This window comes from Streptomyces bikiniensis, from assembly GCF_000716625.1.
Lineage (GTDB): Bacteria > Actinomycetota > Actinomycetes > Streptomycetales > Streptomycetaceae > Streptomyces > Streptomyces bikiniensis.
In genome coordinates this window covers 43,609-69,121 of the sequence record NZ_JNXJ01000027.1, presented here as the reverse complement: position 1 = coordinate 69,121, position 25,513 = coordinate 43,609, and the positions used below count along the sequence as shown (strand labels likewise).

At 74.2% G+C, this 25,513-nt stretch carries 21 protein-coding genes; 13 read left to right on the top strand and 8 right to left on the bottom strand.

The window, feature by feature from the left end; all coding sequences use genetic code 11:
• The first annotated feature begins 24 nt into the window (after nt 1–24).
• The 4 genes from OO47_RS21485 to OO47_RS21470 all read left to right on the top strand — a co-directional run bounded on the left by OO47_RS21485 (nt 25) and on the right by OO47_RS21470 (nt 5,066).
• Nucleotides 25–1,608: a phytoene desaturase family protein gene (locus tag OO47_RS21485; protein WP_030208194.1), complete on the top strand. Its 1,584-nt coding sequence runs from the start codon at nt 25–27 to the stop codon at nt 1,606–1,608.
• Between the two features lie 201 nt (nt 1,609–1,809).
• A complete protein-coding gene (gene tdh / locus OO47_RS21480; protein WP_030208191.1) occupies nt 1,810–2,844 on the top strand; it encodes an L-threonine 3-dehydrogenase in 1,035 nt (344 codons plus the stop codon).
• Nucleotides 2,845–2,847: 3 nt separating this feature from the next.
• The gene (locus OO47_RS21475; RefSeq protein WP_030208189.1) at nt 2,848–4,047 is read left to right on the top strand and encodes a glycine C-acetyltransferase; all 1,200 of its coding nucleotides are present in this window, start codon (nt 2,848–2,850) and stop codon (nt 4,045–4,047) included.
• A gap of 116 nt (nt 4,048–4,163) precedes the next feature.
• Entirely contained in the window at nt 4,164–5,066 is a 903-nt protein-coding gene (locus OO47_RS21470) for a LysR family transcriptional regulator (protein ID WP_030208188.1), read from the top strand.
• Nucleotides 5,067–5,160: 94 nt separating this feature from the next.
• On the opposite strand, the gene OO47_RS21465 is transcribed toward OO47_RS21470, so the two are convergent.
• On the bottom strand, nt 5,161–6,984 hold the full coding sequence (locus OO47_RS21465) for a serine hydrolase domain-containing protein (RefSeq protein ID WP_030208186.1): 1,824 nt from the start codon (nt 6,982–6,984) through the stop codon (nt 5,161–5,163).
• 143 nt (nt 6,985–7,127) lie between these two features.
• Between OO47_RS21465 and OO47_RS21460 the strand changes: the two genes are divergently transcribed.
• The 4 genes from OO47_RS21460 to OO47_RS21445 all read left to right on the top strand — a co-directional run bounded on the left by OO47_RS21460 (nt 7,128) and on the right by OO47_RS21445 (nt 12,361).
• Nucleotides 7,128–7,607 (top strand): MarR family winged helix-turn-helix transcriptional regulator, encoded by a 480-nt coding sequence (locus tag OO47_RS21460; protein WP_051715463.1) that lies wholly within the window; start codon nt 7,128–7,130, stop codon nt 7,605–7,607.
• A 63-nt stretch (nt 7,608–7,670) separates the two neighbouring features.
• Nucleotides 7,671–8,747, top strand: coding sequence for a calcium:proton antiporter (locus OO47_RS21455; protein WP_407696334.1), 1,077 nt, complete (start codon nt 7,671–7,673; stop codon nt 8,745–8,747).
• A gap of 299 nt (nt 8,748–9,046) precedes the next feature.
• Nucleotides 9,047–10,681: a phytoene desaturase family protein gene (locus OO47_RS21450; protein ID WP_158708683.1), complete on the top strand. Its 1,635-nt coding sequence runs from the start codon at nt 9,047–9,049 to the stop codon at nt 10,679–10,681.
• 138 nt (nt 10,682–10,819) lie between these two features.
• Nucleotides 10,820–12,361: a fatty acyl-CoA synthetase gene (locus OO47_RS21445; RefSeq protein ID WP_030208177.1), complete on the top strand. Its 1,542-nt coding sequence runs from the start codon at nt 10,820–10,822 to the stop codon at nt 12,359–12,361.
• A gap of 78 nt (nt 12,362–12,439) precedes the next feature.
• Here the strand turns inward: OO47_RS21445 and OO47_RS21440 are convergent, their stop codons facing one another.
• Nucleotides 12,440–12,841, bottom strand: coding sequence for a YybH family protein (locus tag OO47_RS21440; protein ID WP_030208174.1), 402 nt, complete (start codon nt 12,839–12,841; stop codon nt 12,440–12,442).
• 119 nt (nt 12,842–12,960) lie between these two features.
• Nucleotides 12,961–13,395, bottom strand: coding sequence for a MarR family winged helix-turn-helix transcriptional regulator (locus tag OO47_RS21435; RefSeq protein ID WP_030208171.1), 435 nt, complete (start codon nt 13,393–13,395; stop codon nt 12,961–12,963).
• 103 nt (nt 13,396–13,498) lie between these two features.
• Here OO47_RS21435 and OO47_RS21430 point away from each other — a divergent pair, with 103 nt between their 5' ends.
• On the top strand, nt 13,499–14,338 hold the full coding sequence (locus OO47_RS21430; RefSeq protein WP_030208168.1) for an alpha/beta fold hydrolase: 840 nt from the start codon (nt 13,499–13,501) through the stop codon (nt 14,336–14,338).
• Between the two features lie 39 nt (nt 14,339–14,377).
• Here the strand turns inward: OO47_RS21430 and paaK are convergent, their stop codons facing one another.
• The gene (gene paaK / locus OO47_RS21425; RefSeq protein WP_030208164.1) at nt 14,378–15,670 is read right to left on the bottom strand and encodes a phenylacetate--CoA ligase PaaK; all 1,293 of its coding nucleotides are present in this window, start codon (nt 15,668–15,670) and stop codon (nt 14,378–14,380) included.
• 254 nt (nt 15,671–15,924) lie between these two features.
• On the opposite strand from paaK, the gene OO47_RS21420 reads away from it, so the two are divergent.
• The gene (locus tag OO47_RS21420; protein ID WP_051715460.1) at nt 15,925–16,734 is read left to right on the top strand and encodes a GNAT family N-acetyltransferase; all 810 of its coding nucleotides are present in this window, start codon (nt 15,925–15,927) and stop codon (nt 16,732–16,734) included.
• A gap of 15 nt (nt 16,735–16,749) precedes the next feature.
• Here the strand turns inward: OO47_RS21420 and OO47_RS21415 are convergent, their stop codons facing one another.
• The gene (locus tag OO47_RS21415) at nt 16,750–17,565 is read right to left on the bottom strand and encodes a pentapeptide repeat-containing protein (RefSeq protein ID WP_030208158.1); all 816 of its coding nucleotides are present in this window, start codon (nt 17,563–17,565) and stop codon (nt 16,750–16,752) included.
• A 394-nt stretch (nt 17,566–17,959) separates the two neighbouring features.
• On the opposite strand from OO47_RS21415, the gene OO47_RS21410 reads away from it, so the two are divergent.
• The 3 genes from OO47_RS21410 (at nt 17,960) to OO47_RS21400 (ending at nt 19,519) form a co-directional block, all read left to right on the top strand.
• On the top strand, nt 17,960–18,370 hold the full coding sequence (locus tag OO47_RS21410) for an ACT domain-containing protein (protein WP_030208156.1): 411 nt from the start codon (nt 17,960–17,962) through the stop codon (nt 18,368–18,370).
• A 262-nt stretch (nt 18,371–18,632) separates the two neighbouring features.
• Nucleotides 18,633–19,133 (top strand): hypothetical protein, encoded by a 501-nt coding sequence (locus OO47_RS21405; protein WP_030208153.1) that lies wholly within the window; start codon nt 18,633–18,635, stop codon nt 19,131–19,133.
• Nucleotides 19,134–19,153: 20 nt separating this feature from the next.
• Nucleotides 19,154–19,519 carry an RNA-binding S4 domain-containing protein gene (locus OO47_RS21400; RefSeq protein ID WP_030208147.1) on the top strand — a complete coding sequence of 122 codons (366 nt, stop codon included), beginning with the start codon at nt 19,154–19,156 and terminating at the stop codon, nt 19,517–19,519.
• A gap of 44 nt (nt 19,520–19,563) precedes the next feature.
• Here the strand turns inward: OO47_RS21400 and OO47_RS21395 are convergent, their stop codons facing one another.
• The 3 genes from OO47_RS21395 to OO47_RS21385 form a co-directional block, all read right to left on the bottom strand.
• Nucleotides 19,564–21,759, bottom strand: coding sequence for a terpene synthase family protein (locus tag OO47_RS21395; protein ID WP_033209859.1), 2,196 nt, complete (start codon nt 21,757–21,759; stop codon nt 19,564–19,566).
• A 161-nt stretch (nt 21,760–21,920) separates the two neighbouring features.
• Entirely contained in the window at nt 21,921–23,849 is a 1,929-nt protein-coding gene (locus OO47_RS21390; protein WP_030208143.1) for an N-acetylmuramoyl-L-alanine amidase, read from the bottom strand.
• A 391-nt stretch (nt 23,850–24,240) separates the two neighbouring features.
• Nucleotides 24,241–25,368 (bottom strand): aminoglycoside phosphotransferase family protein, encoded by a 1,128-nt coding sequence (locus OO47_RS21385; protein WP_030208141.1) that lies wholly within the window; start codon nt 25,366–25,368, stop codon nt 24,241–24,243.
• Nucleotides 25,369–25,513 lie beyond the last annotated feature (145 nt).

Genomic DNA, 25,513 nt, shown 5'->3' with positions numbered 1-25,513 from the left:
CCCGCCCGCGTGTGAGCATGAGCCATGACCGCCTCCGCCCCGCTCCCCGGCGCCCCCGCGCCCGCCGCCCCGTACGACGCCGTCGTCGTCGGGGGCGGACACAACGGGCTCGTCGCCGCCGCCTACCTGGCCCGCGCCGGACGGACCGTCCTCGTCCTGGAACGGCTCGGCTCCACGGGCGGGGCCGCCGTCTCCACCCGCCCGTTCGCCGGGGTGGACGCCCGCCTCTCCCGGTACTCGTACCTCGTCTCGCTCCTCCCGGAGAAGATCGTCCGGGACCTCGGGCTGACGTTCGCGGTGCGGAAGCGGTCCGTCTCCTCGTACACCCCGAAGGGCGACGGCGGGCTCCTCGTCGGCGGCGGTCCCGAGCGCACCCGCGCCTCCTTCGCCGCGCTGACCGGCTCCGACCGCGAGCACGAGGCCTGGCAGGCGTTCTACGCCCGCACCGGCCGGGCCGCCCGCCGGATCTTCCCCACCCTCACCGAACCGCTCCCCACCCGCGCCGAGCTGCGCGCCCGCGTCGACGACGCCGACACCTGGCGGATGCTCTTCGAGGAACCCCTCGGCGCCACCCTCGAACGGACCTTCGCCGACGACCTGGTCCGCGGCGTCGTCCTCACCGACGCCCTCATCGGCACCTTCGCCGACGCCCACGACCCGACCCTGCTCCAGAACCGCTGCTTCCTGTACCACGTCATCGGCGGCGGCACCGGCGACTGGGACGTGCCCGTCGGCGGCATGGGCGCCCTCACCGACGCCCTCGCGGACGCGGCCCATGCCGCCGGGGCCCACCTCCGCACCGGCCACGAGGTCACCCGCATCGAGACCGACGGACGCCGCGCCGAGGTCACGTACCGCACCGCCGACGGCGAGGGGACCGTCCAGGCGGGCCACGTCCTCGTCAACGCCTCCCCGAGCGACCTCGCCGCCCTGCTCGGCGACCCGCCCCCGCCCGCCCCCGAGGGCGCCCAGCTCAAGGTCAACATGCTGCTCACCCGGCTGCCGAAGCTCCGGGACCGCTCCGTCGACCCCCGCGAGGCCTTCGCCGGCACCTTCCACATCGCCGAGGGGTACGGGCAGCTCGCCGCCGCCCACGCCGAGGCCGCCGCCGGGCGCCTGCCCACCGCCCCGCCCTCCGAGATCTACTGCCACTCCCTGACCGACCCGACGATCCTCGGCCCGGACCTCGCCGCCCGGGGACACCAGACCCTCACCCTCTTCGGACTGCACACCCCCGCCCGGCTGTTCGCGGCCGACAACGACGGCGCCCGCACCGCACTGCTCGCCGCCACCCTCGCCCAGCTCGACGCCCACCTGGACGAGCCGATCGCCGACTGCCTCGCCCTCGACGCCGACGGCCGGCCGTGCGTCGAGGCGAAGACCCCGCTCGACCTCGAACGCGACCTGCGGCTGCCCGGCGGCCACATCTTCCACCGCGACCTCTCCTTCCCGTACGCGGACGAGTCCCCCGACGGGGCGGGCGGCGGCCGCTGGGGCGTGGAGACCCGCCACCCCAACGTGCTCCTCTGCGGCGCGGGCGCGGTCCGGGGCGGGGGAGTGAGCGGCATCCCCGGCCACAACGCGGCGATGAGCGTCCTGGGCCGGTGACGCCCCCGGGGGTGGGCGTCGTGCCCGCGTGTTGACGCCGGGCCGCCCCGCCCGGGGTGTGAAGCTGATCTGCGAGCGCGCTTAAGAAATCCTCGATGGACCCGGAGCCGCGCGTACGGAAGATTCTCTTCCAGGGATCTTGGGCGTACAGCCCTGCCCTCACCCCCACATCACAGGACACGCACGTCGGGAGCCGTTGCATTGAAGGCACTGGTCAAGCTGAAGGCGGAGCCGGGACTCTGGCTCACGGACGTGCCCGAGCCGGAGACCGGCCCCGGGGACGTCCTCATCAAGGTCAAGCGGACCGGCATCTGCGGCACCGACCTGCACATCCGCTCCTGGGACGGCTGGGCGCAGAAGACGATCGACACCCCGCTGACGATCGGCCACGAGTTCGTCGGCGAGGTCGTCCACACCGGCCGCGACGTCACCGACATCGCCGTCGGAGACCTGGTCAGCGGCGAGGGCCACCTCGTCTGCGGCAAGTGCCGCAACTGCCTGGCCGGCCGCCGCCACCTCTGTCGCGCCACCGTCGGCCTCGGCGTCGGCCGCGACGGCGCCTTCGCGGAGTACGTCGTGCTGCCCGCCTCCAACGTGTGGGTGCACCGCGTCCCCGTCGACCTCGACGTCGCCGCGATCTTCGACCCCTTCGGCAACGCCGTCCACACCGCGCTCTCCTTCCCGCTCGTCGGCGAGGACGTCCTGGTCACCGGCGCGGGCCCGATCGGCATCATGGCCGCCGCCGTCGCCAAGCACGCCGGCGCCCGCAACGTCGTCATCACCGACGTCAGCGAGGAGCGCCTCGAACTCGCCCGCAAGACGGGCGTCACCCTCGCCCTGAACGTCGCAGAGCACACCATCGCGGACGGCCAGCGCACCCTCGGGCTCAAGGAGGGCTTCGACGTCGGCCTGGAGATGTCCGGCAACCCGCACGCGATGCGCGACATGGTCGCCAACATGACCCACGGCGGCAAGATCGCCATGCTGGGCCTGCCCAGCGAGGACTTCGCCGTCGACTGGGCGAAGATCGTCACCTCCATGATCACGGTCAAGGGCATCTACGGCCGCGAGATGTTCGAGACCTGGTACGCCATGTCGGTGCTCCTGGAGGGCGGTCTCGACCTCGCCCCCGTGATCACCGGGCGCTACGCGTACACCGACTTCGAGGCCGCCTTCGACGACGCGGCCTCCGGCAAGAGCGGCAAGATCATCCTCGACTGGACTGCGGGAGCCTGACCCATGTTCGATTCCGTACGCGACGACATCCGAGCCACCCTCGAAGAGATCGAGCAGGCCGGACTCCACAAGCCCGAGCGCGTCATCGGCACCCCCCAGTCGGCCACCGTCGAGGTGACCGCCGGCGGCCGCCCCGGCGAGGTGCTCAACTTCTGCGCCAACAACTACCTGGGCCTGGCCGACCACCCCGGGGTGGTCGCCGCCGCCCACGAAGCCCTGGACCGCTGGGGCTACGGCATGGCGTCCGTCCGCTTCATCTGCGGCACGCAGGAGGTGCACAAGGAGCTGGAGGCGCGCCTGTCCTCCTTCCTCGGCCAGGAGGACACGATCCTCTACTCCTCCTGCTTCGACGCCAACGGCGGCGTCTTCGAGACCCTCCTCGGCGCCGAGGACGCCGTCATCTCCGACGCCCTCAACCACGCCTCGATCATCGACGGCATCCGCCTCTCCAAGGCCCGCCGCTTCCGCTACGCCAACCGCGACATGGCCGACCTGGAGCGGCAGCTCAAGGAGGCCGTCGAGGGCGGCGCCCGGCGCAAGCTGATCGTCACCGACGGCGTCTTCTCGATGGACGGCTACGTCGCCCCGCTGGACGAGATCTGCGACCTGGCCGAGCGCTACGACGCCATGGTCATGGTGGACGACTCGCACGCCGTCGGCTTCGTCGGCCCCGGCGGGCGCGGCACCCCCGAGCTGCACGGCGTCATGGACCGCGTCGACATCATCACCGGCACCCTGGGCAAGGCCCTCGGCGGCGCCTCCGGCGGCTACGTCGCCGCCCGCGCCGAGATCGTCGCCCTGCTGCGCCAGCGCTCCCGCCCGTACCTCTTCTCCAACACCCTCGCCCCGGTCATCGCCGCCGCCTCCCTCAAGGTCCTCGACCTCCTGGAGTCCGCCGGCGACCTGCGCGACCGGCTCAGGGCCAACACGGCGCTCTTCCGCTCCCGCATGACCGAGGAGGGCTTCGACGTCCTCCCCGGCGACCACGCCATCGCCCCCGTCATGATCGGGGACGCCGCCGTCGCCGGGCGGATGGCCGAGCTCCTTCTGGAGCGCGGCGTGTACGTGATCGGCTTCTCGTACCCGGTCGTGCCGCAGGGCCAGGCCCGCATCCGGGTCCAGCTCTCGGCCGCCCACTCCACGGAGGACGTGAACCGGGCCGTGGACGCGTTCGTCGCGGCCCGCGCCGCCCTGGCGGGCTGACGCGGGACCCGTACCCCGGACCCCGGCCCGCAGGCCGGGCGGACCCCGGCCCCCGGGTCGGGCGGACCCTCGGTCCGCGGGCCGGAGCAGCCCCTCCGGCCTGCGAGACTGGGGGCATGATCGAAGCGCGGCGGTTGCACATCCTCCGTGCGGTGGCCGACCACCGCACGGTCACGGCGGCGGCCGCCGCGCTCTACCTCACCCCCTCCGCCGTCTCCCAGCAGCTCGCCGCCCTGGAGCAGGAGACCGGCCACCGCCTGGTCGAGCGGAGCGCCCGGGGCGCGCGCCTCACCCCGGCCGGCGAGATCCTGCTGAGCCACGCCAACGCCGTCCTGGCCCAGCTGGAGCGCGCCGAGGCCGAACTCGCCGCCTACGGCTCCGGCCAGGCCGGCACCGTCACGGTCGCCGCCTTCGCCACCGGCATCGGCCTCGTCGTGGCCCCCGCCCTCACGGCGCTCGCCCGCACCGCGCCCGGCATCCGGGTCCGGGTGCGGGACGCCGAGGGCGACGAGAGCCTGCTCATGGTCCTGGACCGGCAGGTGGACGTGGCCGTCGCCGTCGAGTACCGGGGCGCCCCCGGCGAGGACGACGACCGCCTCACCCGCGTGCCGCTCTACGCCGAGCCCTTCGACGCGGTCCTGCCGCCCGCCCACCCCCTGACGGCCGGCGGGCGGGTCGCGCTCGCCGCCCTCGCCAAGGACGACTGGATCGGGCAGTCCACCGGCAACCCCTGCCACGACGTCACCGTCCTGGCCTGCGAGTACGCCGGATTCGCCCCCCGCTTCGCGCACGTCTCCGACGACTTCCGCGCCGTCGTCGCCCTCGCCTCCGCCGCCGCCGGGGTGGCCCTCGTGCCCCGCTCGGCGCTGCGCGGGATGGACCTCACGGACGTCGAGATCCGGCCCGTGGACGGGGTCGCTCCCACCCGCCGGGTCTTCGCGGCGGTACGGCGCGGAGCCGAGGAGCACCCCCTGATCAGCCCGTTCCTGACGGAACTGCGCACGGCGGCGGCCGACTGAGGACCGCCTCCCGTGCGGGGCGGCCGATCGGGGACCGCCCCCGCGTACGGCGGCGGCCGACCGGTCACCCCCGCATCCGGGCCGGACCGCCGGCTCAGTCCCCGGACGCCGTCCACCCCACCGCCTCGACCCGCGCGCCGTCCGCCGGCCGGGCCTCGTCGAACAGCGGCCGGCCGGCGGCGTCGAGGACCCGCAGCCCGTCCACGTACACCCCGCGCCCGACGTACCGCGCGTCCGTCGCGTACCGCCACCGCAGCCGTACGGGGACGGCGCCCCGGGCCGCCGCCGGGACCTCGGCCGCGAGCCGGTGCCAGACGCGTCCGGACCAGCCGCCCACCGCCCCCGCCGGGTGCGGCAGCGGTTCCCCTCCCGGGCGCGCGGTGGTGAACGGCAGCGGCTCCCAGAGCTCCCCGCCGTCGCGGGAGACCTCCAGGAAGACGGCGTCCGCGTCCGGTTCGGTGTCCCACCACAGCGCGCACTCCAGGCGCGCGGCCCCGGGCACCGGGGGCAGGGCGAGGGTGGCGGTGGTGCCGCTCGCCATCCCGGAGAACCAGGCCGTCCGCCCCCGGGCGGGCCGTACGGGAACGGCCCTGGCCAGCCGGTTCGCGGTGGCGACGCGGGGCGCGGAGCCGGAGCGCCAGGAGCGCACCGGGTGCACGGAGTTGCCGAGGACGATCAGGAACGAGTCGGTCGTCGGGTCCAGGACGAGGCTGGTGCCGGTGAAGCCGGTGTGCCCGGCCGTGCGGGGCGTGGCCATCGCGCCCATGTACCAGTGCTGGTGCAGCTCGAAGCCGAGCCCGTGCGCGTCGCCGGGGAAGGCGGTGTTGAAGTCGGTGAACATCAGCTCCACCGACGCGGGGGAGAGGATGCGGGCCCGGCCGTACGCCCCGCCGTTGAGCAGGGCGCGGGCGAGGATCGCCAGGTCCCAGGCGCGCGAGAAGATCCCGGCGTGCCCGGCGACCCCGCCGAGCGCGTACGCGTTCTCGTCGTGGACCTCGCCCCACACCATCCCCCGGTCCAGACCCGACCAGGGCGGCCGGGCGTCCTCGGTGGCGGCGATGTCGGGCCGCCAGGACGGCGGGGGGTTGAAGCGCGTGCGGTGCATCCCGAGCGGAGCGGTGATCTCGTCGTGGAGCAGGACGTCCAGAGTGCGACCGGTGATCTCCTCCAGGACCAACTGGAGCGTGATCAGGTTGAGATCGGAGTAGAGGTACGCGGACCCCGGCGGGTTCGCGGGCTTCTCCTCCCAGAGCAGCCGCAGCTTCCCCTCCCGCGTCGGCTCCCGGTAGAGCGGGATCCAGGACCGGAAGCCGGAGGTGTGGGTGAGCAGGTGGCGCACCGTCACGTCCCGTTTCCCGCCGCCGCCGAACTCCGGCAGGTACGCCGTGACCCTCGCCTCCAGGTCGAGCGCCCCGCGCTCGATCTGCTGCACGGCCAGGATCGAGGTGAACAGCTTGGAGACCGAGGCCAGGTCGAAGACGGTGTCCACGGTCGTCGGCCGCTGCCGCTCCGGCGGCAGTTCGACGCCGGTGCCGGTCTTCTCGTCGTACGCGGAGTAGCGCACGGCCGAGCCGATCGCCCGGTGCAGGGCCACGGTCCCGCCGCGCCCGGCGAGGAGCACGGCGCCCGCGTACCAGGGGTGTGCGGGGGAGGGCGCGAGGAACGCCTCGGCCTCCGCCACCAGTCCGTCCAGGTGCGGGGCGAGCAGCCCGGCCCGCGCGGCCGGCCCGCGCCGCAGGGTGGTGGTCCGCCGCGCGGGGATCCCGGTCCCCGGGCCGCCTCCTGACCCGCTTTCGGCTCCCGCCGCGAGACCGGCGCCCGGCGCCGCACCGATCACCACCGCTCCTCCGAGGGCCAGCAGCCCGCCGCCGAACGCGCGCCGGGTCGAACGTCCTTGTCTCGTCGCATCCTCCGTCATGCCCACTGTCATCCCACCGGCGCCCGCCGCCAAACGGATCTTCCCGGATCGAACGGCCCTTCCGGTAACATCGGCCGTAAAGATCTCTTTGCTTTCAAAGCAAAATGAAGAGTTTGAAACAGAAACGAAAGGGGAAGCGCGCGATGCAGAACACCCATGAGGAGGACGAGGACCCCGGACCGGAACTGGACGAGGCCGTGCGCACGCTGCTGCTGCTGATGCCTCGGACGGTCACACGGGTCAAGCGCGTCAGGATCCCCGAGGACCTGCAGTCGCTCACCCTCGCCCCCCGCCACCTCTCCCTCCTCGCGCACCTCCTCTTCGACGGGCCGCTGAGCGTCAACGAGCTCGCCGCCCATCTGGAGGTCGCCCCCACCACCGCCAGCCTGATGGTGGGGGACCTGGCGAAGAAGGGCGTCCTGGAGCGGGCCGAGGACCCCGTCGACCGCAGGCGCAAGATCGTGTCGATCTCCGAGCGGTACCGGCCCGCCATCGACGGCTGGCTCGGGCGCAGTGCCGACGCCTGGCGTGCGGCCCTGGCCCCGCTCGACGCGCGGGAGCGACGGATGTTCGTCGAGACCCTCGCCGCGTACGAGCGCGGCCTCACCGAACCCCTGGAATAACCGAAATCGGGCGAAAGCCCCCTTTGTGGCAGGATGCGGATCATGAGTTCGAGCACGGTGGCAATGACACGTCAGTGGACCACCTGGGGACCGGTGGTGGCGGCGCTCGCCCTGGGTGCGGCCTGGGGGCGCGACCTCCCCGGCTTCGTCGTGGGGCTCATCGCGCTCTGCCTCCTCGCGGCGGTCCTCGCGGCGGTCCACCACGCCGAGGTGATCGCCCACCGCGTCGGCGAACCCTTCGGCTCGCTCGTCCTCGCCGTGGCCGTCACCGTCATCGAAGTCGGACTCATCGTCACCCTGATGGCGGGAGGCGGCGAGAAGACCTCGACCTACGCCCGCGACACCGTCTTCGCCGCCGTCATGATCACCTGCAACGGCATCGTCGGCCTCTCCCTGCTCGTCGGCGCGCTCCGCAACCGCGTCGCCGTCTTCAACGCCGAGGGCTCCGGCGGCGCGCTCGCCATCGTCTGCACCCTCGCCACGATGACGCTGGTCCTGCCGACCTTCACCACGAGCCACTCCGGCCCCGAGTTCTCCGGCGTCCAGCTCGTCTTCGCCGCCGTCGCCTCCCTCTTCCTGTACGCCGTGTTCGTCGGCGTCCAGACGGTCCGGCACCGCGACTACTTCCTCCCCGTGCCGCGCCCCGGCCACGAGTCCGAGGACGAGCACGCCCCCCCGCCGGGCGACCGCGAGGCCTGGACCAGCCTCGGCCTGCTCCTCCTCGCCCTCGTCGCCGTCGTCGGCAACGCCAAGCTGATCTCGCCCACCATCGAGGACGGCGTCGAGTCGGCCGGCCTGCCCAAAGCGGTCGTCGGCGTCGTCATCGCCCTGATGGTCCTGCTCCCCGAGACCCTCGCCGCCGTCCGCGCGGCCCGCCGGGACAGGATGCAGACCAGCCTCAACCTCGCCTACGGCTCCGCGATCGCCAGCATCGGCCTGACCATCCCGGCGATCGCGCTCGCCTCGATCTGGCTGTCCGGGCCCCTGGTGCTCGGCCTGGGCCCCCTCCACCTGGTCCTGCTCGCCCTCACCGGCGTGGTGAGCGCCCTGACCGTGGTGCCCGGACGGGCCACGCTCCTCCAGGGCGGCGTCCACCTCTCGATCTTCGCCGCCTTCGTGTTCCTGTCGTTCAGCCCCTGACGGCCCCTCTCCTCTCGCCCGACAGCAGCGAGCCGAGGCCGGAAAGGCGTACCGGACCGGCCGCGGGCTCGGCGCAAGCCCCGCGGCCGTCTCCGCGTCAGCCTCGGAGGGGAAGTGCCGGACCGATCCGGATGACGGTGGGCGAACGGCCGTATCCCCCGGCACCGGTGATCCGTTCACCGCTTGTCGGCCTCATCCCGTCCTTCCGGAGTCGCGTCCATGTGCACCAGCCCCGTCCCGGCCCTCACGGGCCCGGACACCCCGCTCGAAGCAAGGGACCTCCGGAGCGGGAGGCGGAGGTGAGCCGGGGCGTTCTGGTGGGGCGTCCGCTGGCGGCGGGCCCGGTGGCGAGCGCGTACGACGCGGTGGTGATCGGGTCCGGGGCGGGCGGGCTGACGACGGCGGTCTGTCTGGCCCGGCAGGGGCGACGGGTGGCGGTGTTCGAGCAGCACTACACCGCGGGCGGTTACACCCACGCCTATCGGCGGCGCGGCTGGGAGTGGGACGTCGGCATCCACTACGTCGGCCAGCTCGGACGGCGCGAACCGGTCAGGGTGGTGTCGGACTACCTGACCGGCGGTGCCCTGCGCTGGACCCCGGTGGGGGACCCCTACGACGAGTACCGGCTGGCGGAGGAGGTGCACTGGGCGCCCGTCGGCTTCTCCGCCTACCGGACCTCCCTGATCGAGCGCTTTCCGGCCGAGCGGGCGGGGATCGAGGCGCTGTTCCGGTTGATCGGACGGTGCCGCGCGGTGCTGCCCGCGCTGGCCCTGGGACGCCTTTCGGGTCCGGTGGTGCGGCGGTCGGCCCGTCTGCTGCGGGCGGCGGCCGTCCCGCCCCGAGCCCTGCGGCCGGCCCGGGAGGTGGTGGCGGAGCTGGTCCGTGACGAGCGGTTGCGGCAGGCGTTGCTCACGCGGAGCGCACTGCTCCTGGCCGACTCCACCGCCCGGCTGCCGTTCTTCCTGCTCGCGGTGCTGTTCGAACACTTCCGGACCGGCGCCTGGTACCCGGTGGGCGGCAGCGCCGCCATCGCCCGCGCGATGCTCGACCCGATCCGTGCCGCGGGCGGCGAGGTCTTCGTGCGCGCGCCGGTCGCCCGGATCACACTGGACGGGACACGGGCGACGGGCGTCGTCCTGGCGGACGGCACCCGTGTCCACGCCCCCGTGGTGGTCAGCGCGGCAGGGGCCCACCACACCTACCGCACCCTGCTGCCCGACCCGTCCGCCGCCGGTGCGGACCGGCTGGAGGGCATGCGGCGCGGGTCCCCCTTCGTGGTGCTCTTCGTCGGCCTCGACGGCGACCCGGAGGAACTGGGCCTGCCCCGGCACAACCTGATGGCCACCGACGGCGACTGCGACACCTTCTTCGACGGCGTCGGCGGACGCACCAGCGGCCACTTCTTCTCCTTCTCCTGCGCCAAGGATCCGACCTGGGCCACGCGGCACCCCGGCCGGTCGACCGGTGAGATCCTCACCTACGTGCACCCGGAGCTGTTCGCCCCCTTCCGCGGTTCCGGCCCGCGCGACCGGGATCCGGCCTACCTCGCGCTGAAGGCCGACCTCACGGCGGAACTCCTCGAACAGCTCCACCGCCGACTGCCGCGCACCAGGGGCCGGGTGGCCTACCACGAGCTCGGCACCCCCCTCACCGCCGAGCACTTCACCCGCTGGCCCGGCGGCAGCCTCTACGGCCTCGCCAAGGACGTCGCCGCCTTCGGCGACGGCCACCGGCCCGGCCTCGCGGACTGGCTGCGGCCGCGCACCGAGATCCACGGCCTGTACCTCTCGGGCCAGGACTGCCTCGCCGGCGGCTTCCTCGGCGCGGTCACCGGCGGCCTGCTCGCCGCCCACGAAGCCCTCGACCGCACCGGCCGGGCACGCCTGTGGACGGGACTCCTCAAACACGCCGTCCGGCCACCCTCGCCCCGGTGACGGTGGAGCACCGCGGACCGGACCACGCACCGGCCGGGCGACGCCCTGCCGACCTCCCGGACGGTGTCCGGACCCGGGCATGGCCGCCGCGCCGCACAGTACTTGACCTCACGTGAGGCGCGCGCGGAGGATCGCGCCATGAGCCGACTCCTCAGCCGCACCGTCGACGGCGTCCTGCGCGCGAGCGCCCGGCGCGTCCCCGACCGGACCGCCCTGCGGTACGCCGACCGGAGCTGGACGTACGCGGAGCTGGACGCCGCCGTCTCCACCGCCGCCGCCGTCCTGCGGGAGGCCCACCACGGCATCGGCCTTCCGGAGTACGCCCGGGTCGCCGCCTACGGCCACAACTCGGACGCGTACCTCATCGCGTTCCTGGCGTGCGCCCGGGCCGGCCTGATCCACGTGCCGGTCAACCACCACCTGACCGGCGACGACCTCGCGTACGTCCTGGAGCAGTCGGACAGCTCGCTCGTCCTCGCCGACCCCGCCCTCGCGGACCGGATCCCGGCCGGTTTCCCCGTCAAGCCGCTGCGCGACGCGCCCGGTTCCCTGCTCGACGCGCTCGCCGAACCGGAGACGTACGAGACCGACCGCGACGCCCGCGACCTCGCCCAGCTGCTCTACACCTCGGGCACCACCGCCCTGCCCAAGGGCGCGATGATGACCCACCTCGCCCTGGCCCACGCGTACGCGAGCGCCGTCGAGGCCCTCGACCTGCACGAGGACGACCGGCCCGTGCACGCCCTGCCGCTCTACCACTCGGCCCAGATGCACGTCTTCCTGCTGCCCTACCTCGCCGTCGGCGCCGAGAACACCCTCGTCGACGGACCCGACCCGGCCGTCCTGTTCGACCTGGTCGAGGCGGGCCGCGCCGACAGCCTGTTCGCCCCGCCGACGGTCTGGATCGCACTGGCCGGCCATCCGGAGTTCGCCACCCGCGACCTCTCCGCGCTCCGCAAGGCCTACTACGGGGCCTCGATCATGCCCGTGCCCGTCCTGGAGCGCCTGCGCGCCCGGCTGCCGGAGCTGCGCTTCTACAACTGCTTCGGCCAGTCCGAGATCGGCCCGCTCGCCACCGTCCTCGGCCCCGACGAGCACGAGGGCCGGATGGACTCGTGCGGCCGCCCGGTCCGCCACGTCGAGGCCCGGGTCGTGGACGAGAACGGCGACGACGTCCCCGACGGCACCCCCGGCGAGATCGTCTACCGCTCGCCCCAGCTGTGCAAGGGGTACTGGAACAAGCCCGAGGAGACCAGGGCGGCCTTCCGGAAGGGCTGGTTCCACTCGGGCGACCTCGCGGTCCGCGACGCCGAGGGCTACTACACGATCGTCGACCGGGTGAAGGACGTCATCAACTCCGGTGGCGTCCTGGTCGCCTCCCGCCAGGTCGAGGACGCCCTCTACACCCACCCGGGGGTCGCCGAGGCGGCCGTGATCGGCCTCCCCGACGAGCGCTGGGTCGAGGCGGTCACCGCCGTGGTCGTCCCGCGCGGCGAGGTCACCGAGACCGAACTCCTCGCCCACGCCCGCGAGAAGCTCCCCCGCTTCAAGGCCCCCAAGCGCGTCCACTTCCTCCCCGAACTGCCCCGCAACGCGAGCGGCAAGATCCTCAAGCGCGAACTGAGGGACCGGTTCGCGAAGGCCTGGGACGGCCCTCCGGGAGGCGTCGGAGCACGGTGAGCGGCACGGGCCCGAACGGATCGGCGAACGTTGCCCCGTTCGGGTCTCCGGCGCGTCCACCGCGACCGACGCGGCCCGTCAGGGGCCCAGGTCGGGGAAGGAGTGGTGCTCGTGCGCGACCACCCAGCGGCCCGCCTCCTTGCGCAGGCCGAGGGTGAGCCGCAGCCGGAAACCGGGGCGGGCCGCGAGCTCCTCCTCGGTGCCGCACCGCACGAGCGCGTGGGCGAAGGCGACGTCCCCGCCCGCGGTGACCTCCAGCTCCTCGACGTCGAAGACGGCTCCGCCGGCCTGCCACTCGAAGAACGCCGGCCAGACCTCCCGGTAGGCGTCGATGCCCCGCACGCCCTCGCAGGGAGGCGGAACGTCGAACATCACGATGTCCTCGGCGTGGTCCTCCACCACCGCGTGGAGATGCCCCAGGTGCACCGCCCGGGCCCACCGTTCGACGAGCGCGCGGACCTGCTCGGCGTCGTTTCCCATGGTCCTCCGGTCCTTCCGCTCGGGGCGCCGCCCTCCGGCGGTGCGGTTCGGCACGCGGTCCCATGGTGCCGCGGTCCCGGAACCACGCGGGTGTTCCGCGCCGGGAGCCCGGTGGTTCCTCACTCCGGGCGCGTCCTCCCGGTCGACTCCAGGACCGAGGCCAGGAAGCGGCGTACGGTCTCCAGCTCGTCCGGCCCGAACCCCTCCGCGACCGCCACCACCCCGCCGATGACCGGCCCGAAGAAGGCCCGTCCCAGCTCCACGGCCTTCTCCTCCACCCGGAGGAGGACGCGCCGCCGGTCCTCGGCGTCCCGCTCCCGCCGGACGAGCCCGAGCCGTTCGAGCCGGTCCACCAGGGCGGTGGTCCCCGCGGAGTTCAGCCGCAGCCGCTCGCCGAGCCATCCGGGCGTGGCCCGGGTGCCGTCCCGTGCCGCGTCCAGCAGATGGATCAGCGCCCGTACGTCGGTGGGGTGCAGCCCCTCGCGCGCGGCGAACCCGGCGCCGAGCAGGTCGAATTCGATGGTGACCGCCCGCAGCAGGTGCACCAGCCGCATCGCCGGACTTCGGTCCTCCACCCGTACCCCCACGTCCTCGTGTGCGTGAACCCCTGCGTACTCTCTCGCTGAACGAGATTATCGCTCAGCGAGAGGAATGTGCATGTCCCCGTCCGCCCGTGAACGCGCCTTCGACCTCGCCTACGACGAACTCCGCGCCCGCTGGCCCGAGTCCACCGAGGAACGGGACGTCGACACCCCGTACGGACCGACCCGCGTCCACGTCCACGGCCCGGCGGACGGCCCCCCGCTGGTGCTGCTGCCCGGCGGCTCCGCCACCGGACTGGTCTGGTTCGCCAACGCGCCGGCCCTCGGCGCGCGGTACCGGGTCCACGCGGTCGACCTCCTCGGCGACGCCGGCCGCACCGAACGCCGGGGCAGGCCCCTGAGGAACGCCGGCGACCTGACGGCCTGGCTGGACGCGCTCCTGGACGGCCTCGGCCTCACCCGTACGCACCTGTGCGGACATTCGTACGGCGCCTGGCTGGCCACCCGGTACGCCCTGCACGCGCCGGAGCGGGTCGACCGCCTTGCCCTCGTCGACCCCACCCGGGTCTTCGCCGGGTTCCGCCCCGGCTACCTGCTGCGCGCGCTGCCCCTCCTGATCCGCCCGAGCGAGGCCCGCGCCCGCGCCTTCCTCGCCCGGGAGACGGCGGGCGCGCACCCGGACGAGGCCTGGCAGCGCCTCTACGCCCTCGCCGCCACCGCCCCCGGACGCAAACTCGTCGCCGGCGGCCGGCCCCGGGTCGCCGACCTGCGCGCACCGCTCCTGGTCCTGCTCGCGGAGCGCAGCCGCACCCACCGCGCCGCCGAGGTCGCGGAGCGGGTCCGGCGCACACTTCCGGAGGCCGAGGTGGTCCTGCTCCCGGGCGCCACCCACCACTCCCTGCCGCTCACCGAACCGGAACGGCTCGACGAGCGGCTGCTCGCCTTCCTGGGCTGACGGCACCGGCCGTCGCAGGCCCGTCCGACCGGGCGGGCCCTACGCGGACTCCCGCAGGTCCACGATCCGCCGGATCTTCCCCACCGAGCGCTCCAGGGTCTCGGGGTCGACCACCTCGACCCCGACCGAGACCCCGATGCCGTCCTTGACCGCCGCCGCGATCGCCCGGGCCGCCTCCGTCCGCTGCCCGGCCGTCGCGTCCGCCCGGGCCTCGGCCCGTACGGTCAGGGCGTCCAGCCTGCCCTCCCGGGTCAGACGCAGCTGGAAGTGCGGGGCCACGGCCGGGGTGCGCAGCACGATCTCCTCGATCTGGGTGGGGAAGAGGTTCACCCCGCGCAGGATGATCATGTCGTCACTGCGCCCGGTGACCTTCTCCATCCGCCGGAAGACCCGCGCCGTCCCCGGCAGCAGCCGGGTCAGGTCCCGGGTCCGGTAGCGGACCACCGGCATGGCCTCCTTGGTGAGCGAGGTGAAGACCAGCTCCCCCTCCTCCCCGTCCGGCAGCACCTCGCCCGTGAACGGGTCCACGACCTCCGGATAGAAGTGGTCCTCCCAGACGTGCAGGCCGTCCTTGGTCTCCACGCACTCCTGCGCCACCCCCGGACCCATGACCTCCGACAGACCGTATATGTCGACCGCGTCGATCGCGAACCGCTCCTCGATCTCCTTGCGCATCCCCTCCGTCCACGGCTCGGCCCCGAAGACGCCCACCTCCAGGGAGGTCGACCGCGGATCCACGCCCTGCCGCTCGAACTCGTCGAGCAGGGTCAGCATGTACGAGGGGGTGACCATGATCACCTCGGGCCGGAAGTCCTGGATCAGCCGCACCTGCCGGGCCGTCATGCCGCCCGAGGCGGGGATCACCGTGCAGCCGAGCCGCTCCGCCCCGTAGTGGGCGCCGAGCCCGCCGGTGAACAGGCCGTACCCGTACGCCACGTGGACCTTGTGCCCGGGGCGCACACCGGCGGCGCGCAGGGAGCGGGCCACCACGTCCGCCCAGACGTCCAGGTCGCCCTCGGTGTAGCCGACGACGGTGGGCCGGCCGGTGGTGCCGCTGGAGGCGTGGATCCGCCGGATCCGCGACGGGTCGACGGCGAACATCCCGAAGGGGTAGTGGTCGCGCAGGTCCGACTTGGCGGTGAAGGGGAAGCGGGCCAGATCCGCGAGCGTACGGCAGTCGTCCGGGGCGACCCCGGCCGCGTCGAAGGAGCGCCGGTAGAAGTCCACGTTCTCGTACGCGTGCCGCAGGGTCGCGCGCAGCCGCTCCAACTGGAGCGCCGCCAGCTCCTCCCGCCCGAGCCGCTCGCCGCCGTCCAGCAGTTCTTCCGTCATGCGTCGCTCCTCCACGCTCCGCGCCACACCCTCGGATCAACCTACCGATCATTCGGTAGATCCGCTCGGGCCAGTAAAACCGGAGGTGCGGGGGGCTTGGCAAGGGGTCGGACGCGAGGAGGCACCAGGAAGGGGGGAGCGGGACGCCCGGCCGTCCGCGGGAGCACCGCGCTCCGGAAGACCGACGGGGCCGCCCCGTTCCCGCCCGCCCAAACCCGTTGCCGGTCCCCGGCCCGGGTGCTGGAGTGACCGCCATGGAACCCCCGCACCCGCGCGCACCGCGCGACCCCCGTGACCTGCTCGCCCTGTACGACCGCCAGGTGCGCCGCGAGGCCCGCCCCGACGGCCCCGGCTGCCGCGTCGAGCACGTCGGGGGCGTCGTCCGCGCCACCGGCCCCGCGCACGCGTGGAACGGCGTCCTCTGGTCGGGACTCGACGGCCCCGAGGCCGGCGTCGACGCCGCCGTCGCCGCACAGATCGACCACTACCGGGCCGCGGGCCTGTCCTTCGAATGGAAGCTGTACGGGCACGACACCCCCGCCGACCTCGGCGACCGGCTCCGCGCGGCGGGCTTCGTCCCCGGGGAGCCCGAGACCCTGATGGCCGCCGAGGCCGCCGCCCTGCCCCGGGACGTCCCGCTCCCCGAGGGCGTCGAACTCCGCGCCGTCACCGACGGGGCGGGCGTACGCCAGGTGGTCGAGGTCCACGCACGCGCCTTCGGCACCGACAGCGCCGCCATCGGCCGCCAACTCCTCGACCGGCTCTCGGCCGACCCCGACGGCGTCGCCGCCGTGATCGCCCTCGCCCACGGCGAACCCGTCAGCGCGGCCCGCCTCGAACTCCACCCCGGCACCGACTTCGCCGGCCTCTGGGGCGGCGGCACCGTCGAGAGCTGGCGCGGCCGCGGCCTCTACCGCGCCCTCGTCTCCCACCGCGCCCGCATCGCCGCCGACCGGGGCCACCGCTACGTCCAGGTCGACGCGGCGCCCACGAGCCGCCCGATCCTCCGCCGCCTCGGCTTCCTCGAACTGACGACCACGACCCCGTACACGTACGAGGTCTGATCGGAGCACCGCGCCTCAGGCCGCCCAGTGCGCGGGCCGCTCGAAGCCCTCCGGGAGACGGGTCGCGGCGTTCCCCCGGGCCGCGTTCACCTGGGGCTGCGTGAGGAAGAGCGCGCCCGTCAGGTCCGCGCCCGACAGGTCGGCGTCCCGCAGATCGGCGCCGATCAGATCGGCGAGCGCCAGGTCCGCCCCCGTCAGGTCGGCGGCGATGAGCAGCGCCCCGCGCAGGTCCGCGCCCCGCAGCTTCGCCCCGCGCAGCCGCTTGCCGATCAGGTCCGCCCCGCGCCGGCTCTTCGGCCGGCCGCCGGCCGTGGCACGGACCAGCTCGCTCGTCCGCAGCAGCAGCGGGTTCACCTCGGCCCGCACGGCGTTCACGTCCAGCCCCTCCAGCGCGTCCGGCGTGCCCGCCGCCAGCGCCTCGACCCGGGCGAGCGCCGCCCGCACCTCGGCGTGCACGGGACGGGCGGCGGGCAGCGCCAGGGCCTCGGTGAGGTACCGCAGCAGCTCGTGGAGCCCGCGCACCACCGGGAACACCCCGTACATCCGCCGGGCGGTCTCCGGGGCCTCCCGCCACGACACGCCGCCGAAGGTCACCTGCGACACCCGCTGGCCGGCGCCGAAGCAGTCGTACACCGTGCAGCCCTGGAAACCGCTCGGCCGCAGCCGGGTGTGGATGCCGCAGCGGAAGTCCTCCCGCAGGTTCCGGCAGGGCTCGCCGGAGGCCTTGTCCACGGCGAAGTCCGCCGACCGGGCGAAGGGCAGCGCCACACAGCACAGTCCGAAACAGTTGGCGCAGTCGCCGCGCAGGGCGGATTCCCGGGTGTCGGGCACGGTGAAACGGTTCCTTAGGGGTGAGGGAGGGGGCCGGGGACGGCCCGTCCACCGTATCGCGCCCGGTCCCGCAGCCTCGGCGAAATTCGTCGCCGAGACCATCGGGGCCGGTGAGGATCGGCCCATGCCGACCTTCACGACGTACGACGGAACCGAACTCGCCTACCGGGCACGGGGAGAGGGCGAACCGCTGGTGTGCCTGGCGGGCGGGCCGGTGCGCGACACGGGCTGCACCGCGCCGGCCTCCTCGAAGCGACCGCCGCGCTCTTCATCGGCCTGTGGGCCGGGGAGGGCACGGACGCCCTGGCGGTTCGCCCCGCCCCTGGCGTTCGCCACGGGACCGGCGGGGGCCGCCCCGCCGCGTCCGTGACCGCGTCCGCCTATCCTGACGCGCATGCGCGCGGAACGTGATCTGCCCCGGCTCCTCGCCGGCCTGCGACCGGAGCTCGACCCCGGCCGGTACGTCTTCACCACGGTGGACGGCCCCGCCCCGACCGGGCTCGCCCCGGTGGTCACCGTCACCGAGGCCGAGGGGCTCACCCTCGTCGTACGGCAGGAGGAGGCGGACGCGGCCTCCCTGCCGTACGACTACGTGGCGGGCCGGATCACCCTGCGGGTGCACTCCGCGCTCGACGCCGTCGGGCTCACGGCCGCCGTCGCGCGCGAACTCGCCGACGCCGGACTGAGCTGCAACGTGGTGGCCGGCTTCCACCACGACCACCTCTTCGTCGAACACGCCCGCGCCGAGGAGGCGTTGGACCTCCTGAACCGGCTCGCGGAGCGGTCGGGCGGCCGGACCGGTTGAGACGTGCGCACGGCTCCGGCCGGCGCGCTCCGGATCCCGCCGGCCCGGGTCCGGTCACCCGTACGGCGTACCCGGAGCGACTGCCCGGGCACCTCGCGTGACCGCCGGGGCGGCCGGAGGCTCTCCGCGCGGCCCCGGAGCGGGTCGGCGTCCTGGCCGTCGCCCCGTCCTCGGGCGCTCCCCGCGCGCGGCCCGGAAAGGGCCGCCGGTCCGGGGCCGCCCGGCGCGTCGCACCCCGCCCCGGGGCACGTACCATGGCCGTATGTCCTTCCTCCGCCGCCGCAGCGCCGCCACACCCGCGGGCCCGGACTTCGACGTCCTGGCCATGGACCCGGGGGACTGGCCCGGCAATCTCGGCGCCGGCCTGCTGCCCGCGCCCGACGGCTCCTGCCAGGGGGTGTTCCTCCGGTACGACCTGTTCGGCGGCCGAGGCCCCGCGATGATCATCGGCAACCTGCCGGAGGGCTCCCCGGCCCGCGAGCTCGCGGACGGCCAGATCCCCTTCGAGGTGGCGCAGCTCCTCGCCGCCCTGGACAACGACGAGCCGGTCGAGGTGCTCGACACCGAGGACGTCCCCGTGATGCAGGGCGACAACCTCCTCATCGTCCGCCGCCTCAAGCTCTCCGAGAGCCGCATCTCCTGCGTCCAGTTCGACCGCAGCGACAACGTCCTCGTGACGATCGCCAGTTGGGACCGGCCGATCACCGACGACCTGTACGCACTGCTCAAGCCGCTGCCCGCCGAGCTGTTCCAGCAGGGCTGACGGGAGGGCGGGGGGTCGCGATGAGCGCGCGCGTCGACAGCTGGATCTGGGCGGTCCGCCTGACCAAGACCCGCTCCCAGGCAGCGGCGGCCTGCCGGGCCGGACACGTCAAGGTCAACGGCGAGCGGGTCAAGCCCGCCCAGCCGGTGAAGCCCGGCGACGAGGTCCGGGTCTTCCACGGCGGCCGGGAGCGGATCGTCGAGGTCAAGGTGCTGCACACCAAGCGGATCGGCCCGCCGGTCGCCGCCGAGGCGTACGTGGACAACAGCCCGCCCCCGCCGCCCCGCGAGCACGTCGCGGTCGCCGCCGTCCGCGACCGGGGCGCCGGCCGCCCCACCAAGCGCGAGCGCCGGGAGATCGACGAACTGCGCGGCCGCCGTCCCTGAGGCCCGGAAGCCCCCCGGAGCCCTCCGGGGGGCTTCCGCGCGCGTCAGCGCGGCGCGGACCCGAGCAGTTCCACCACCCGCGCCGCCGAGGTGCCGAGCCCCTTCGGACCGTGCCGCAGCAGGGGGGTCCCGGCCCCCGAGCGCACGTCCTCGGCCCGGTAACGCCGCACGTTCCGGTGCCAGTTGAGGATGCCGGCGAGCCAGTCCTCCAGTTCCCGCAGATACGCCCCGAAGGCCGCCCTGCCCTCCTCGTCCAGCCCGAAGTCCTCGTACAGCAGCGGCACTTCGTGCTTCTTCACGTGCTCGTACTGGCGCAGCCGCCCCCGCATCAGGCCGTCGACCATCGCGACCGCCGTCGGATAGTCGCAGTCGAAGAACTTCTGCAGCACGAGCACGCCGTTATGCACCTCGCCCTCGACCTCGATCTCCTTCTGGTACGAGAAGAGGTCGTTGAGGAGCGTCGCGTAGTCCATGACCGACCGCTCCAGGGCGCGCACCGTGCCCGTGCGGTGGAGCGCGGCCGGCAGCGCGTCGGCGTGCCGCAGCCGGCACAGCAGGGTGGTCAGCTCCGAGCCGAAGGTGGAGCGGCGCATCTCGATGTAGTCGACCGGGTCGGGCACCCGGTGCTGCGCCTGGTTGTGCAGCTCCCACAGCCAGCTCTCCAGCATCGCGTCGAGCGCGTACCGCAGCTGCCCGCGCGCCTCCGGCGGCATCGGGCCCGCCGTCCGCGCCCAGAGGTCGGCGAGCGAGCGCTCCATCGGGTTCACGGCGCGTTCCGCCCCCAGCGCCGGGTCCTCCAGCGGCATGCAGGCCATGAACCGCTCGGTCTGCTCCTTCGCGCCGGCCAGGTCGCGCGACCGGCCGAAGACCAGCGGGTAGTGGTCGTCCCCGTACGTGCCCCAGATCAGCCACTCGGAGCTGAGCTCCAGCTCCTCCGGGGTGGCGTCCGGGTCGAGCCCCGCCGCGCACAGCGCCAGGTCGAAGCCCTCCAGCATCGGCCGGTCCCAGATGCCGTCCAGGAGCCCCATCCGCTCGGCCCAGTCCTCCGAGCGCCGCTTCGCCTCCGCGTGGTGCGGGCTGAGCGCCAGCGGGTACGGCAGGTCGAACTCCGGAAGCAGCGAGGGCCCCACGTGCCGGTGCGGCACGTGGGTGAGCGTCCGCAGCCGCGCGGCCGCCGGCCGCCCGAAGAGGTTCCGCACGTCCAGGGCCGAGGTGCCGATGATCCCGTCCAGGTGCGAGGAGCCGCCGACCATGCCCTCGTTCATGTACCGGCTGGAGCGCATGTGCCACTTGTGACCGCCGGACTGCCAGTCCTGGAGCCCCTTCGCGTACGCCGCGACGGCCGCGCACTCCTCCGGTGTGAGCCCCTTCTCGACGGCCAGCGGCGGCACTTCGGTGAGGGCCGTGTTCTCGAACTGCTGGAGCCGCGAGGTCAGCAGGTCGTTGACGGCGTTCGCCGCCTCCTGCGTCGTGCAGCCCAGGAACCGCTCCAGGACGAGCACGCCGTTGCTGTTCTCGCCCTCCTCCTCCACCTCCCGCTGGTACGAGAAGAGGTCGTTGCGCAGGTGCACCGCGTCCGAGAAGGCGTCCCGCAGCACGCACAGCGGCCGGGAGCGCGCCACCCGGTCCGGGACCTCCGCCCCCGCCGCGTACTCGACGAGCCCCGCGGACCAGGGCGCCCCGCCCACCTTGCGGCGCATCTCGATGTACTCGACGGGGTTGGCGACGCGCCCCTCGTTGATGTTGTCGAGCTCCCAGAGCGATTCGTACAGCAGGTGCTCCGTGGCCTCCGCGAACCGCTTGCGCCAGCCCCCGGACATCGCGGGGACGGTCCGCCGCCAGAGGTCCGCGAGGCCCGCCTCGACCGGGTTGGCCGGCTCGGGCAGGTCCGCCGGGTCCGCCGGCATGAACAGCGGCAGCCGGTCCAGATAGGCCTTGCCGCCCGCCCGGTCCTGGGTGCGCTTGAAGACCTCCAGGAAGTGGTCGTCGAAGAAGAAGACCCAGGTGTACCAGTCGGTGACGAGGTTCAGGGCGTCCTCGCCGCAGTCGGGGTGGGTGTAGGCGCAGAGCAGCGCGTAGTCGTGGGAGTCGAGGTCGTGCTCCTCCCAGATCCCCGAGCCCTCCAGCATCCCCCTTTCCCGCGCCCACGCACGCGTGTGCGTGCGGGCGGCCTCCACGTGGGGGTTGAGACGTGCCGGATGCGGGACGTAGAAATCCGGCATGACGAAGGGCTGCGGCATGTGCTGGGGGGCCTTCCGGTGCGCGAGGGGCGTCTGACCGGCCCAGCCTTACCCCTCGCCCGTACGGCGCACACGATCTCCCGAATAGTCGTATGAACGCCGACGGGGTGGTGCCGGACCCCGCGTCCGGCACCGCCCCGAGCCTTTCGGCCACCCCTCCGTCAGATCCGGGAAACCCGCACGTCGGATGCCTTCACGAAGGCCACCCGGTGGCCGAACTGGATCTCGTAGTACTCCTCCTGGCCCCGCACGACCGTATGCCCGGTCGTGTCGAACGTCGGTGCGAAGAAGTACTCGCCCGGGGTGCGGCCGCCCACCACGTACCGCTGACCGGCGAGCAGCCGGTACGGCAGCGGCGACACCGCCTGCACCGGCACGCCCGCCGGATAGGCCGAGGCCTCCGGATAGGCCCGCCCGTACACCGGCACCTCCGCGAGGCCCGGCCTCGGCGTCAGGACGAGCCCCCGCCCGTCCACCGCGGTCGGCCGCTTGCGCGGGTTGTGGAACCACGCCTTCTGCCCGAGGTACCAGACCGCCGTCCAGTCGCCCCGGCGCTCCGCCACCGCGAAGCTCTGCCCCGTCGAGGCGCGCGCGCCCGTGTCGTTGACGCCGGTGGTGGAGTCCTCCCCGCCCGGCCGCAGCCCGACGTCCTTCACCAGGGGCGCGCCGGCGTCCGGCGCGGTGTGCAGGCGCACCGCCCCGCTGCCGTGCGGCGCGCACGCCGTCCCGGCCGTCTCGCAGCCCGTGTGGACCGGCTTGTGGGTGTCGTAGTCCGGCCGGACCGTCACCACGCCCGCGTGCGGACCGGCGCTCGGGACGATCGGACGGCCGAGCAGCCGGAAGTAGTGCGCCCAGTCCCAGTACGGGCCCGGGTCCGTGTGCATGCCCCGGATCGAGGACGTCACCGTGCCCGGCACGTTGTCGTGCCCCAGGACGTGCTGCCGGTCCAGCGGGATGCCGTACCGGGCGGCGAGGTACCGCACCAGACGCGCCGACGCCCGGTACATCGCCTCCGTGTACCAGGAGTCCGGCGCGGTCAGGAAGCCCTCGTGCTCCAGGCCCACCGACCTGGCGTTCACGAACCAGTTGCCCGCGTGCCAGCCGACGTCCTTCAGCGCCAGGTGCTGCGCGACGTGCCCGTCGGAGGAGCGCAGCGAGTACTGCCACGACACGTACTCCGGGTCCTGCACCAGGCCCAGGGTGACGTCCCAGGTGGCCTCGGTGTCGTGGACCACGATGTAGTCGATCGACTGGGAGACGGGCCGGTCCGCCTTGTCGTGGTTGCCGTAGTCGCCGTCGCCGAACTCCTCGTACGGCGCCGGGACCCACTCGCAGGCCACCGTCCGGGGACACTCCACGGGACCGGCGGCCGGCGCGCGCAGGCCGAGCGCCGCCACCTGCCCGGTGGCGGGCGCCACCGACGGGTCGGCCCGGAGCGCCACCACCTGCCCGCTGTCCGTCGTCCGGGTCTCCCCTGTCCGGATCACGTCGAACACGTCGTTCGCGTACGCGGTCGCCGTCGCCGTGTCGTCCGCACCGGAGTACCGCGCCACCGCCCCGTACCAGTCGGCCGGGTCCGCGCTCGCGGGCAGCCCGGCCTCCCGCTGCGCGGCGGCGAGCAGGGCCGAGCCGCCCTCGATGTTGGCGCCCGTCCGGGTCCGCAGCTCCTCGGCCGGGATCCCGGACAGCGCGGACGCCCGCTCCAGGGTCCGCAGCCGCTCCGGCAGCCGGTCGGCGGACGGCACCGGCGCGGGCGTCTCCTCGCGCACCGTGCGCGCCGGGCGCGAGGAGTCGCCGCGCGGGTCCTCCTCGCCGTCCGAGTGGTGCGGGGCGGACCGCTTCAGGGCCGTCACCGCGTCCGTCAGGTGCATCGGTCCGTACCCGCCGGTCACGCTCGGCGCGCCGCCGTGGCCGTCCCACCGCGACTGCAGGTACGAGACGGCGAGCAGCACGCTCTCGGGCACGCCGTGGCGCGCGGCCGCCCGGGCGAACTGTTCCTGGAGGGAGCCCGCCCCGGGCGCGTCGGCACCGGCCGGCGGCGCGGCGGAAAGGAGGGGGAGCAGCAGGGCGGCGGACGCCAGGACGCCCATCGCCCTCGGTGTGCGTCGGGGGGACCCGGAACGGAGCAAGGCGGCCTCCAGGGGGCGTGGGGGTGGCACGGAGGGGGCGTGCGGGGCCGAACCCGTACAGGGGTATCGGCTCCCGAACGTTCCGTCAATCACCCGCGCGGCGAAGGAAGTTCCCACGTCAGAGCGGGAATGGAGGCCGGACGGCGGAGTTTCGCGGCGACGGGCCCCGGGCCTGGGGCGCGTCACTGGAGTGGACCACTGGAGGGGTGTCCGCGTGGGAGGGCGCGGGCGGAGGAACCGGTGCGCCGCGCCGGGAAAGCCGGCGCCGCGCCGGAAGAGCCGGTGCGCCGCGTCCCGGTGTGTCGGCACCGGGACGCGGCGCACCACCCCCGTGGTCGGCAGGACCCGCCCTTCAGCGCGTCCCGACCGCCGCGCGCACGGCCCGCCGTGCCATGGCGCAGTCGTCGTGCAGCCGCCTCAGGAGCAGCCGCTGTTCCTCCCCGGGAGCGAGCGCTCCCGAGGGGACCGGCACGGAACCGGCCGGCGGAGCCTCCTTCATGGTGCGCTGCACCGCCGTCTCGTAGGTGCGGATCTCCCGCGTCAGCACGATCATCAGGTTCACCAGGAAGGCGTCCCGGGAGGCCGGGCCCGCCTGCTGGGCGAGCTGGCTGATCTGGCGCCGGGCCAGCGGCGCGTCACCGAGCACCGCCCACAGCGTCGCCAGGTCGTAGCCGGGCAGGTACCAGCCCGCGTGCTCCCAGTCGACCAGGACCGGACCGGCGGGAGAGAGCAGGACGTTGGACAGCAGCGCGTCGCCGTGGCAGAACTGGCCCATGCCCTGGCGGCCGCCCGCGTGCGCCAGACCGTGCAGCAGCTTCTGCAGGTCGTCCCGGTCCCGGTCGGTGAAGAGCCCGAGCTCGTGGTACCGGGAGATCCGGGCCCCGTAGTCCAGCGGGGCGTCGAACGTCCCGGCCGGCGGCCGCCAGGCGTTGAGCCGGGCGATCGCGCCGAGCGCGGCCCGCACGTCGGCGCGCGGCGGGGCCTCGACGGGGTGGCGCGAGAGCGCCGCGGCCCGTCCCGGCATCCGCTCGATCACCAGCGTGCAGTTCTCCGGATCCGCCGCGATCAGCCGGGGCGCCCGCACCGGCGGGCGGTGCCGGACGAAGGCGCGGTAGGAAGCTATCTCGTGCCGGAACCGCTCGACCCAGGCCGGCGAGTGGTCCAGTAAACACTTCGCGACCGCCGTGGTCCGTCCGGTCGTCCCGACGATCAGTACGGAACGACCGCTGCGCCGCAGTACCTGCACCGGCTTGAACTCCGGACAGATGCGGTGGACCGAGGCGATCGCCATCTTCAGCTGCGCGCCCTGGGGGCCGGACAGATCGATTCTTCCGCTCACCGGCTGGGTACCGGTGCCGCCCGCCCAGCGCCGCGGCCGGACGGCCTGGGGCGCGGGGGCGAGGTACGGTCCGGCGCCGGCGGGGACGACGCGGTGCTGCGGCCGGGGCGGGGCGGACACGGAGGACGATGCTGTGTACATGGAGGTGACAGATCCCTTCGTGTGCCGACGAGTTGCGTGCGTCGCCCCGCCCGCCCCCGGTCCGCACCCTGGGGAATGAGGGCCGGTCGACGGGGCGGGGTGGCGCGTTCCTACCTGACACCCGGGCGCGGGTGGCGGAACATCG